The organism is Streptomyces sp. NPDC048415 (genome assembly GCF_040651675.1).
GTDB lineage: Bacteria > Actinomycetota > Actinomycetes > Streptomycetales > Streptomycetaceae > Streptomyces.
Genome location: NZ_JBEZKJ010000042.1, coordinates 18,840 through 30,571, shown reverse-complemented (window position 1 = coordinate 30,571; position 11,732 = coordinate 18,840). Strand labels below are relative to the sequence as shown.

The window sequence follows — 11,732 nt, the reverse complement described above, 5'->3', positions numbered from 1 at the left end:
GACAAGCCCCCGACCAACCTGTCACGACACACCCCTCTGTCATGCCCGTTTGGCCTCGTACGGGCTCCAACCACGCAGGTACGGGCGCAGGTCCTCTGGTGTGATCGTCGGAGGGTCCGGTAGTCCTGGCTTCTGAGGTACGGGGTCGATACGGTCCGCATAGGCCCGGCCCCAGGTGGTCCAGGCAGTGGTTGCTTCGGCCACGTCGGTGGTGGCGCCGTGGTCTTCGAGCGCGTCGCAGTAGGCGCGGATGGCAGTGGCTTCCTGCCAGGCCTGCACCTGCGTGCGCAGGGCCTTCAGCCGGTGGTCTTCCAGAAGGGCAGTGCGAGCCAGCTGCATCGCAGTCAGCCAACGTTGGCGTGTCTCTTCTTCCTTGCGCTGCTGGGCCTGCAGTCGTTCGTACTCGGCTTGTGCGCGGTGGGCGATCTCTCGGAACAGGGCGGGGAGTTTGTCTTCCAGGCGCCAGCGTTGCCTGTCTCCCCAGTGAGAGCGTCGGCCTCGATGGGCGTAGGTGTGCTCGAGGCTGAGTTCGAGTTCGTGGGATGGGCGTGTGGTGCGCGCGGTCACGCGTTGCCAGTCGTACTTCGCGCCGCTGGGGTCGGGGACCTCGTAGGAGCCTTCGTGGAAGGAGAGCGGGAAGGAACTGTCGCCGATGGTGATCACCAGGCTGGCTGCTGAACCGGTCTCGGGGTTGCTGACCGTGTAGTTCTTGGCTTCGGCTGTGTGGCAGAGGGCGTGGATGATGCGGCGGGCGCGGGGCTGGCAGTCGGGGCAGACCGGGACGTGCGCTGTGGCGGCTGCGGGGTGCAAGCGTTCTGCCGGCAGGTCGTCGGGGACGGGGACGGTCTCGCTTGGGGGCGCGGCGCGTCGTGGCGGTGACCCTGGGCGCAGGGTGATGACCAGGTCGCCTTTGTTGCGTCCGGTGTGCTGGAGATGGTGGCCGTCGGGGACCAGGTGGTCTGCGCGTGCGGCGTGCAGGGCGCGGCGCCAGCGGGCCCGTTCGTCCGGGGTGGGGTTGGCGATGTGCAGGGTGCCGCCGGATTGCTGGAGTCTGGTGATCAGTTCCGCTGCGTCGGGTGCCGTAGACGGGGCAGAGGCGCTCGGGCGTGGGGCGAGTGTGGCGTCGGTGTGGGCGAGGTGTTGGAGGCCGGCCTCGGTGGGGGCTGCGCTCCAGCGGCCGTCGGTCCGGATTGTGGTGACCAGGCCCCGGTTGCGCAGGGCATAGACGGTCGCGGCGAGGACGGAGTCGTCGGAGGTAATGGGTGCATCGCCGTGGCAGATGCGGCGCAGGGCGTCGAGTTGGCGCTCGTTGAGCTTGGTGCGGGCCACGGATCTTCCTGTCGTTGGTGCCCGGTTGGTCGGGGGTGTCAGTCGTCGCGCTCGGCCTGTCGCAGCGTCTCGAGGGGGATGCCGAGTTCCCGCTCGAAGCGGTCGGCTGCCTTGGCCTGTCCGGCCTGGCGCAGGCAGCCGATAGCCTGCTCCATGAGCTGGCCGATGCGGAGGACTTCGTCACGCAGGGCCTTGAGTTCTTCGAAGTTCTCGACAACGTCCGCGCCGCACCACTGGCGCAATAGGTTGTAGGCGGGTTGGTAGCTGCGGTCGACCTCTGCGCAGATCTCGGGGCTGATGTGGGTTCCGGGATTCTTGCCGCGGCCTGGGTAGTAGCGGCCGTAGATCGCGTCTTGGCGTGCCTGGCGTTCGTGTTTGTGCACGACGGCCATGAGGTGGTCGGCCCGGGTGCGGGCCAGGAGCCGTGCCACCTGAACGGTGGTGGGCCAAGGCGCGGTCAGCGCGCCGTCGGTGTCGGTGAACGCCCGCGGATCGCTGCAGAAGAAGCTTTCGGGGACATCAAGGAGCGCGGCTAGCGCGGGCACATCGTCAACGTACAGCAGGCCCCGGTCACGGTAGTTGACGCCGAAGGACACCAGCCCCTCCCACAGGTGCTCGTCGAACAGGATGACGACCGCCCGGAACGCGGTGTCGTCGTCGTCCGGGCCGTCCCGCGTCAGCTCGCTCCACCGCTCTTCGCGAGCCAGCCAGGCATCCTTGTCCTGCCAGGCGACACGCAGCCGGGCCGGCGGCACCCACTCCTGTCGGCCTTCCGCTTGCTCCGCGACGAAGCGGACTTTGACCCGCACCGGGCGTTGCGTGCCCATCTTCAGGACCTCGACTTCTGCGACGGGTCCGTGGTGTGGCGCCACCCGGTACGCCCACCGCTCCCCCACGTCCACCGGCTCTCCTCTCCTGGCCAACGCCTTGCCACTATCCTGCTCCTGATCACACGGCAGGAGGGTAAGCTCCATCAGACCTGCTCCCCCGTAGCGGTGGAAGCAGAGCCGAGCCCAACGGTGTTTTCGACCATTGGCCAACGGCCGCTGGAGCTGGCGCGGACTGCGAACCCGGATACCTCAGTTCAGGAAGAGGGCTCTGCGGGTACCCGCCGGGGTCAGGCAGCGCGCTCGTAGGCGGTGCTGGTCCCGAAGACGTCGTCGAAGGGTAAGGCCAGTCGGCTGCTGACCAGGTGGTAGGCGCCGTTGGTGGGGTGGAGGGTGTGGAAGGTGTCGTAGAGGACCTCCGCGGGTGTCAGGACATGGAGGTCGCCCAGGACGTAGTACAGCGGCACGGGTACCTGGACGCCCATGAGCTGCACCCCTGCCACGGCGCATTTGTGGGAGATGGCGTAGGTGCGGGAGGTGGTGCTGGGCATGCGTGCTTTGGCGTCTATGGTCACGAGCTCGCTGCCGCGGGCTGCGATGAGGTCGGGAAAGTAGCGCAGGGCCGAGGGCGTGTGGCTCAGGGCTTGCTGGATGGGTGCGGGGTAGGTGCCTTGTCCGCAGGGGTGGACGGTCCAACCGCGTGCTTCGAGTGCATTTTTGACGGTGTGTTCGTGCTGGTCTCCGATGGTCTTTCGTGCCAGCCAGTCGGCCACTGCTGCGCCTCCTCGTCCGCGGCCTCTTCGCGTAGTACGAAGTGCCACTGTTTTGTATTACCACCGTAGCGGCTATGATGCCGCCATGACGGAGTACGTTGACCCACGTTTTCGTCCCACGCTGTGGCCCGGATCCACCATCCCGGTCCCGCCCCTGACCCGCCGCATCAAGAACGTGCGCGTCAAGGGCGACTGGATCCTGTGGACCCCCGCCCCCTTCGAGGACCGCACGTCCGTAGAGCTGCCCGAGGACTTCTACCTGCGCGAGCTGATGGAACTGCCGGCCGACGACCTCGAGGGCGCAGCTCGGATGATGGCGGCCTACGGACCCCTCTTCGGCGCCGACCGAGACGATCTGTCCTTCGATGATGAGGACGTGTACTACGCGGTGCAGGACATCCCCGAAGCCGACAGCGAGCAGCAGCCCTACCCGTTCGGTGTGCACCGCGATCTGGTGGCCATCTACGTGCGGACCGCGCAGGACGCGATCACGACATGGCTGGCCTGCCAGCGCGAGGGCGGGCTCGAAGAGCTCGTCCGATCGCACGTCACCGAGGAGACGCTGGCCGACCTGCGATCACAGAGCCAGCACCGTGAGCAGCCCTGGCCGCAGTCACTCGAGGAGCTGCAGGAGATCCTCATCGACTCCGAACTCACCTCGCTGCAGGAGGTGTTGAACCGGGCCCTGGGGCTCTTCAGCATCGGCATCGGTGATCTTTCCGACCGCTACCCCACCGTCTACTCCGTGGCGTTCCTGCAGCTGTACAACCACCTCGTCGAAGGCGCGACCGTCCACCACTGTGCCAACGAGCCCTGCGGCCGCGCCTTCGTCCGCCAACGCGGCCGCGCCGAATACGGCCAGCACCGCACTACCGGGGTGAAGTACTGCTCCCGCGAATGCGCCCGTGCCCAGGCCCAGCGCGAACTCCGCCGACGCCGCAAACAAGAACCCACCAGTTCCTGACTGGTGTGGTTCTGCGGGGTCGCCGGATTCTCCTGCAGTCGCCCGGCGTACGGCGGAGCAGAGGACGATGCCGAACCTCCTAGCGGCTGGTCTCAAGGTCGTTGAGGACGGCGAGGACGGGGCCCCAGCACATGCCGACGGTGTCGCGGTCGGGTGTGACGCCTCGTTCTTGCTGGTTGCGCAGGTGGACGAAGTTGCGGTAGTCGCGGACGATCTTCATGAAGTCGTGGGCGTCCATCTGGATCCAGCTGCGGGTCCGGGCGGTGTCGAGCAGGAGGGAGAAGCTGGCTCGTTCGGGAGCGACCCGCTTGCCGTTCGGCATGGGGAAGCCTTGTAGCAGGGTGGGGTCGCGGTGGGTGAGGACGTCCAGTAGCAGTGCTTCGGCGAAGCTGCCGATGCCGATGATGGTGAGGCCGTAGGCGCCGTGCTGTTCGCAGATCTGTGTTTCGGTGACGCGTTCCATGAGCTGCTGGAGGAAGTCTTCACTGCTGACGAGGGGGCGTATGCGGGCTTCGAGGTCGTCGGGGACGGTGAAGACGGTGGTGTGGCCGTCGGTGCCGGGCTGGCCCAGGACGGGGCGTCCGGAGACGTAGGTGACGGTGAGCTGTTCGGCGGCGAGGTGGGTGTTGAGTTCCTGGCGGATGAGGTCGGCGGAGGCGAGGCCGTCGTCGTATTCGAGTGGGTCGCAGATGCGGCACAGCAGCCGGCTGACGGCGGCCAGGTCGTCGGTGCTGGTCAGGGTGTCGGTGAGCCAGGGGATGCGGGGTGAGCCGTCGTACTCGGCAAGCTGGGGCCAAGCAGCACGTTGCAGGAGCTGGGTGAGTTGGTAGCCGCGGCGTTCGAAGGGGCCGTCGATGTCGACGATGAGGCGGGCGACGCGTTCGAGGGTGAGGGGGTCGAGGGGTTTCATCGCGGGGTCTCCTTGTCTGCCGTGTGCTGGGCCTGTTCGAGGGCGCGGGTGAGGCGTTCGACGATGACGCGGCCGCGTTTTTTGAAGCCCAGTTCGGTGATGGCCTGGTTGATGCGGGTGTCGCGGTCGAGTTGGAATCCGTCGCTCAGCAGCCAGGAGGCCAAGGTCAGCAGGTCGGTGTCGGAGTAGTCGCCGATGCGGTCTGCTGCGGGCAGGGCGGGGCGAGGCGGGCGTTTGGCTGCCGTCGGGGGCGGGGTTGCTGCCGGGCGGGGCGTGCCGGCGGGGGCGCTGGGGGTTTCGTCGGCCTGTTGTACGGCGTCGCGCCAGGTGGCAATGAGGCGGTCGAGTTCGGTGTGCGGGTTGGTGAACCAGTCGGCGGCCCAGATGCGGTGGAAGCGCCAGCCGAGTCGTTCCAGGTGGGCCTGGCGCAGGCGGTCGCGGTCGCGGGCGCTGGGAGCGCTGTGGTAGCGCTCGCCGTCGGTTTCGACGGCGAGGATCATCTGGCCGGGGCGTTCGGGGTGGCCGAGGGCGAAGTCGATGCGGTAGCCGGACACGCCCCACTGCGGTGTGACGGGGACGTTGGAGGCTTCGAGGGTGGTGAGGACCTGCTGTTCGAACGGGTTGAGATTCCAGTCGGTGCGCGCAGTTCCGGTGCGGTGGAGGTCTCCTCCGTGGGAGCAGTACTCGAGGAAGGCGCGCAGCAGTTCGGGCCCGCGGTTGCGGGTGTTCTTGAGTTTGCCGGGGTCGAAGTCGTGGTGGGTGAAGGAGCTGACGACCGTCATCTTCTGGCGGGCGCGGGTGATGGCGACGTTCAGTCGGCGCTCTCCCCCGTCGTTGTTGAGCGGGCCGAAGGCCATGGACAGCCGGCCGTTGGCGCCTTTGCCGTAGCCGATGCTGAGGATGATGGCGTCGCGTTCGTCGCCCTGGACCTGTTCGAGGTTCTTGGTGAAGAAACGCCGTCGGGGTCCGGCGTCGGGGCTGAAGAACTCCTCAAGTTGGGGACGGTCTTGGAGGGCGTCGCGCAGGGCGAGGGTGATGCGGTCGGCATGGCGCTGGCCCATGGTGATGACGCCGAGGCTGAGGTCAGGGGTGTGGGTGGCGTGATCGAGGGCGAGCTCGACGACGCGTTCGACTTCCTCGGGGACGGAACCGCTCTGGCCGGGCCTGGCGTGGCCGTCGACGGTCTCCAGGCGGATGGGGCTGGTGAGGGTGGTGCCGGGAAAGGTGACGAGCCGGTCGTCGTAGATGGTGTGGTTGGAGAAGGCGATCAGGCGTTCGTCGCGGCTGCGGTAGTGCCATTTCAGGGTGTGGACGTGGGGCAGCCGGCTGGAGAGCAGGTCCAGCAGTGACTCGTAGTCGGGTGGCGCATCGTCGTCGAGGTCGTCGTCGGTGTGCTCCTGGGTGCCGCTCAGGACGCGCTGGAAGAAGGTGGTGGGCGGGAGCTGGTGGGGGTCTCCGGCGACGATGACCTGCTGTGCGCGCATGATGGAGGTCATCGCATCGTGCGGCAGGACCTGGCTGGCCTCGTCGAAGATGACGACGTCGAACAGCCGGGCGGCCGGCAGGACACGGCTGACGACGAGGGGCGACATGGCCCAGCACGGCTTGGCGGCCAGCAGCACGTCGGGGGCCTTTTCGACGAGCCTGCGCAGGGACAGGTGCCGGGACTTGCGGCGGGCCTGGGTGCGCACCAGGGTGTTCTGGTCGGAGTGAGCGTCGCGGACCTTCCGTAGCCGGGTGGCGACCTCGTAGCGGACACGGGCGGGGTTGCTGTCCCGGTGGTCGCGGTCACGGAGGCGGAACTGCTCGACGACGTGGTCGTGTTCGAGACGGGTGAAGGACCGCAGGTAGGCGGAGCGCATGCGCGCCTCCTCCAGCACCGACGACCACCACAGATAGCGGAGGGTGGCCACGGCCGTATCGGGGTCGGCGTCCGCGTGTGCCAGCTCGTCGAGGAGGCCGGCGAGTCCGGCGGCTTCGAGCCGGTCGGTGAGCTGGTTGAGTTCGGGCATGCGCAGCAGGGTGTCGCGGTCACCGTCGAGGCGCTGAATGGTTTTGTCTACGTCGTCGGCGGGGGCGGTCTCCCAGTCGTCCCAGCGCACGCACAGGGCTATCGCGGCCAGACGGCTCTGCAGGCCGGTGAAGGCGGCCAGGGCGCGGGAGAGTCCGGGGACGGTCCAGGGGTTCGCGCTGCTGGTCGCGGCCAGTGACTGCCAGCGGGTGTGCTGGTCGGCCGCCTGCACGAGGGCGGCGTGCAGCGCAGGGCGTTCGCGCAGGCCGTCCTTGGTCAGGCCACGCGCCCGTTTGATCAGTTTCCGGCCGGACCACCAGCCGACGTGCCGGTCGTGCTCCTTGCGCCAGGCGCGGCTCGCGGTGGCGGTGATGAGATCGTCCAGGCCGGGAGCGAAGACGGCCGCTTCGAAGCGGGCCAGTGTCGTAGTGACGTCGTGCAGCAGGGTGAGCAGGGCCTGCCATCCCTCAAGGTCGTCGGCCCGGCGCAGGCCTGCGGTGTCCACCAGGTTCTCCAGAATCCGGCGCGTATCGCTCAGTTGCGTGCCGGTGAGCTGGTCGAGGCCGTCCACCACGGCGCGCAGTTCGGCCTCGGTGCGAGCCTGCGTGCGGGACCAGGGTGACTCGCCACGGCGGACCGTCAGTCCTTTCGTGGCGACGAACGTCCGCAGGTCCTGCTTTGTCTGGCGGTAGTGCTCGCCGTGGAGGTGGCGGAATGCGGGGCCGCGCAGCCGGACGCGGGTGTGGTGGGCGGGTGGGCAGCCCATCAGGTGGGTGATCGCCTGATGGGGGCTCACCTGCCAGGGGTCGAGCGGCTGGTGGAACTCCTGTATGTGGCGGAGGGTTTCCTCTCGGTAGTGGGTCAGGCCGGTGTGCAGGTCGGCCGGGTGAGGCGGAGCTTGCTGGCCGGCCCGCTCCAGGGCCTCGTGCAGTTGCTGGGCGATCTGGCGGCGGCTGAGTTTGTTGCCGTGGAGGTCGAAGACCAGGCCGTCCAGATCCACAGTGGCGAGGCTGTCGGTGACGGCTTCGATCGCGGCGCGTTTCTCGGCGACGAACAGGACGCGTTTGCCCAGGGCCGAAAAGGTGGCGATCAGGTTGGCGATGGTCTGGCTCTTGCCCGTTCCCGGCGGTCCTTCGATCACCAGGTGGGAGCCGGCCAGCGCGGCACTGATGACTTTCTGCTGGGAGGCGTCCGCGTCGAGAACCAGGTACTCCGACCGGGGCGGGATGTCGTCGGCGCCGGCTGGAGCACGAGAGCCGGTGTCGTCCTCGGCCAGGGCACGGTTTGCTTCCGGGTCACCGGCCAGAGCGGCGATGACCGGGTGGTCGGCCAGCAACTCGGTGGCGCTGCGCAGGTCCTGGACCATAGGGAGCCGGTCGAAACTGAAGACGCCCGCCACGATGCGCTCTTCCAGCTCGACGGTCAGGTTGCTGCGGGCGAGGTCGGCCTCGAGGATCCCGTACGCGACGCGGAGGCGACCGGCCGGATCCGCGCACTCCTCCAGAGCGGCGGACACCTTGTCGGCGAGAGCCTCCGTGTCGCCGTCCATGCCGTACTGGCGGCTGAGGGCGTACAGCAGCACCGGGTTGATCTCCGCCTCACCGGCCGTCTCGAGGACGAAGTCGTTCTCGGAAGCGGTGCGCGGCTGGATGACCAGCGGCTGAAGCAGTAACGGGGCGCGCAGCGCCGGCACCGGCGTACTCCCGCGCGTGGGCGGCGGGTCAACCCGCAGCAGGCCAAGAGCCAGGCGGCCGGCCTCGATGCCCTGTTCCTCGTCCAGCTCCACCATCCTGCGGCGCAGGCTTCGTGCCCGGGTGCAGGCAGCACCGTGGTCGGCAGTTCCGGGAAACAGGCCGATCAGACGGGTTTTACGGCCGGCCAGGAGCGAGGCCAGGGCCGACGGAGGAGCGTCGGTCACATCCAGCGACGCGGTCTTGGTGTCCTTGAAGTGCAACAGCGTGTTGTAGGGCCCGAAATCGACCAGCGCATCAGCCCACCGCTGCGCCTCAGCCGCCACTTTCTCCCGACGGGCATGCCGCACTATGGCATCCACGAGTCACCCCTTGGCTGGTTCGTCCACCGAACCCGGCCCGCCGAGCACCGGAGCCCGCCCCCTGCAGGCGAACAGACCAACGTACGAAGCCCAAAGCACCTTCAGACAGAGGGAGTTGCAGCGCACGCAGGGCGTGAAAGAAGCACACACGGCGCACGGGAGCGCCCGGAAGACTGGGCTCCATTCCCGACCGAGCGTCGTCACCGAGGTTCCGTGGCAAGCAGGAGGACTTCCATCAGGCCGGTCACCGATCCAGAACCACTCGCCTACGTCAGGGCGCTGGCGGAGACGCGTGACGGCTACATGCCGCGGAGCCTGGTTCCGTCGTAGCAGCCGTCGCTTAGAGGTCCTAACAAAGGCGTTGGACGTGGCGGTGGGTGATCAGGCAGGTAGCGAGGCCGAGGAAGGCCTCGTGGATGTCGTCGCGTCGTTCCCAGCGGATCCGCAGTCGGCGGAAGCCGTGCAGCCAGGCGATCGTGCGTTCCACCACCCAACGGAAAACGCCCAGGCCAGAGCCGTGTGGCTGGCCTCGTTCGGCAATGACCGGGCGGACGCCGCGTTGCCACAGCAGGCGGCGGTACTTGTCGTGGTCGTAGCCGCGGTCTGCGAGGAGCGCGTCGGGTCGGCGTCTGGGCCGGCCGACGACGCCGGCCACGGCCGGAACCTTGTCCAGCAGGGGCAGCAACTGCGTGACGTCGTTGCGGTTTCCGCCGGTCAGCGACACCGCGAGCGGGATGCCCTGCCCGTCGGTGAGGACGTGGTGCTTGCTGCCCGGACGTGCGCGGTCGACCGGGCTGGGGCCGCTTTTGGGCCGCGCCGAGCAGCCCTCACATGGGAGGAGTCGATCACCGCCCGCGACCAGTCAAGCTTCTTCGCGGCCCGCAGCTTCTCCAGCAGCACAAGATGCAGCTCGTCCCACACGCCGGCCTCGTTCCACGCCGCCAGGCGCCGCCAGCACGTCATGCCCGAGCCGAAGCCCAGCTCCTGCGGCAGGTACTCCCACTGGATGCCGGTGTGCAGCACGAACAGGATCCCGCACAGCGCCTGCCGGTCCGGTATCCGCGGCCTGCCCTCGACCAGTTTCGGCCCCGGCTCGGGCAACAACGGCTCGATGAGCGACCACAGTTCGTCCGAGACGATCCACGGACGCGACTCCCTCTTCCCCACGACCAGACCAACGAGCAACGAGACCGACAGTCACATGATCGACAGCTTCTGTTAGGGCCTCTTATTCAGAGGCGCCGACCCATCCCCCGCACGTTTCCTCGGACCGTTTCCCGCCGGGGATCGCCGACGCGGATTCCCGTGCCGCGTGCGAGGGTCCACTGCAGATCTCCCGAGTCCGGGCAGGCCTGCCATGACCCCAGCAGTCCTGTTGCCGCCAACTGGTCAAGCGTGCTGAGCAGTTCCGCGGGCTGGGCACCGCAGGCGCGCGCCATCTGGTCGAGCTCGCCCAGGCCACTGCCGGATTCCGGGTCCGTGTGCGCCGCAAGGTACACGCCTGCCAGTCGGGGCAACGGCTCGGCTGCCCCTGTTGCAGAGGAGGAGCCGGCGCGCAGTGCCCAGTCCGCGGCACGCCGTCGGTCGGGGCAGGCTGAGGCTTGGCTGAGCAGTGTGACATCGAGTAGTTCAGCGGTGATCTCGTTGGCTGCGTTCCCAGGGGTTGGACGCAGCCATCGCGCGTGCTCCAACTCGCGCCACGGAGCCGAGGTGGTGTTGAGGCGGAGGCTGCGCAACACACCCTTGGGCAGCCGGACTTGCATTCTGGTGTTCATGCGGAGCGCGCACTGCAGCGCCAGCAGGTGTGCGGCGGCCGAGGTGTCCCCCGGGAGTGCGGTGGCGAGGTAGCTGAGCATTTCGCGTACCCGGACCCGTTCACCCGGGCCCTTGGGGCGGCGTCTGCCGCGTCGCCGAGCGGCTGTCGGCTGCTGGGGTGCGCGGGCGAGGGCGGTGTCGGGTACGACGGCGGCCTGTGCTGTCGCTGCGGCGCAGGCGCTGCAGGCGTCGACGAGTCGCCATAGCCGTCCGCCGTGTTCGCATGCGAGGAGGAGGCGGATGGGGCCGGTGCAGCCGCGGTGGCGGGAGTGCCAGCGGCAGCCGCGTTCGTGGCATTGGCAGATCCGCAGGTGCGGGGGACGGAGGTCGCCGCGCGCGTGTCGTGCGAGGTGGGCGAGGGCGGCTGAGCGAGCGGAGGCTGCGGTGATGGGTGTGGTGCCGTGGGGGCAGTGCTGGCATACGAGGACGAGCCCGCTGGGGTGCGAGCGCAGTTCTACGGTCCAGGCGCGTGGTGTCGCCGGACATGCTGTGCGCAGCCTCATGGGCGCGTGTTCCTCCGGTTGCTTCCGCGCTGGTCTCGTCCTTGGTGGTGGGGGGCGACCGCCCACCGTAGTGCAGACCTCTGCCCTCCGATGGCCGCTGCCACCTGGGAAAATAGGGCAGAGGTCTGCACTGACAGGGCAGGGGTCTGCACCGTCGGATGGACGGGTGACGATCTTGCCGCCCGATCCGGACCTCGACGCGCTGCGGTTGGAACTCGCGCGTCTGCGGGCCGTGCGCCGGTGGACCTACGACGAGCTCGCCGCCCGCAGCGGCCTGGCCAGACGCACCGTCATCGAGATCGAGCAGGGCCGCACCATCGGCACCCTGAAGACCTGGCACGCCCTCGCCCACGCCCTGGACACCCCGCTCGACGAGCTCTTCAGCACCCTGTGCCGCAGACACGACCTATCGGGGTCCGGCGAAGACTGACACCCCGCCCGAGCGGCCGCCACGGATCACCCGAACCGGCGAGACCGCCTCGAACACGCGACCGTCCATTCGCGCTCCAGTTCCACTGCATGCGGCCAAGCGGGGGATCCGGCGGCA

The 11,732-nt window shown here is 68.6% G+C and carries 9 protein-coding genes; 2 read left to right on the top strand and 7 right to left on the bottom strand.

The features are described 5' to 3' along the window. Positions 1-39 precede the first annotated feature (39 nt). From AB0D27_RS25410 to AB0D27_RS25400, 3 genes are all read right to left on the bottom strand, one after another. Complete coding sequence (locus tag AB0D27_RS25410) at positions 40-1,329, bottom strand: hypothetical protein (protein WP_362512966.1); 1,290 nt, start codon at positions 1,327-1,329, stop codon at positions 40-42. 38 nt (positions 1,330-1,367) lie between these two features. Beyond that, complete coding sequence (locus AB0D27_RS25405; protein WP_362512964.1) at positions 1,368-2,303, bottom strand: hypothetical protein; 936 nt, start codon at positions 2,301-2,303, stop codon at positions 1,368-1,370. A gap of 143 nt (positions 2,304-2,446) precedes the next feature. Continuing rightward, on the bottom strand, positions 2,447-2,929 hold the full coding sequence (locus AB0D27_RS25400; RefSeq protein WP_362512961.1) for a hypothetical protein: 483 nt from the start codon (positions 2,927-2,929) through the stop codon (positions 2,447-2,449). Between the two features lie 85 nt (positions 2,930-3,014). On the opposite strand from AB0D27_RS25400, the gene AB0D27_RS25395 reads away from it, so the two are divergent. After that, positions 3,015-3,893 carry a hypothetical protein gene (locus AB0D27_RS25395; protein WP_362512959.1) on the top strand — a complete coding sequence of 293 codons (879 nt, stop codon included), beginning with the start codon at positions 3,015-3,017 and terminating at the stop codon, positions 3,891-3,893. A 79-nt stretch (positions 3,894-3,972) separates the two neighbouring features. Here AB0D27_RS25395 and AB0D27_RS25390 read toward each other — a convergent pair whose 3' ends face one another. From AB0D27_RS25390 to AB0D27_RS25375, 4 genes are all read right to left on the bottom strand, one after another. Further along, complete coding sequence (locus AB0D27_RS25390) at positions 3,973-4,803, bottom strand: hypothetical protein (RefSeq protein WP_362512956.1); 831 nt, start codon at positions 4,801-4,803, stop codon at positions 3,973-3,975. Next, positions 4,800-8,867, bottom strand: a complete 4,068-nt coding sequence (locus AB0D27_RS25385; RefSeq protein ID WP_362512953.1) for an AAA domain-containing protein — start codon at positions 8,865-8,867, stop codon at positions 4,800-4,802. Before AB0D27_RS25385 ends, AB0D27_RS25390 begins: the two co-directional genes overlap by 4 nt. A 349-nt stretch (positions 8,868-9,216) precedes the next feature. After that, a protein-coding gene (locus AB0D27_RS25380; protein ID WP_362513035.1) for an IS5 family transposase occupies positions 9,217-10,040 on the bottom strand; the annotation gives its coding sequence in 2 pieces (ribosomal slippage) (positions 9,217-9,674 and positions 9,674-10,040; 825 coding nt in all). A 59-nt stretch (positions 10,041-10,099) separates the two neighbouring features. Continuing rightward, the gene (locus AB0D27_RS25375) at positions 10,100-11,185 is read right to left on the bottom strand and encodes a hypothetical protein (RefSeq protein WP_362512950.1); all 1,086 of its coding nucleotides are present in this window, start codon (positions 11,183-11,185) and stop codon (positions 10,100-10,102) included. A gap of 166 nt (positions 11,186-11,351) precedes the next feature. On the opposite strand from AB0D27_RS25375, the gene AB0D27_RS25370 reads away from it, so the two are divergent. Beyond that, complete coding sequence (locus AB0D27_RS25370; protein ID WP_362512947.1) at positions 11,352-11,615, top strand: helix-turn-helix transcriptional regulator; 264 nt, start codon at positions 11,352-11,354, stop codon at positions 11,613-11,615. Positions 11,616-11,732 lie beyond the last annotated feature (117 nt).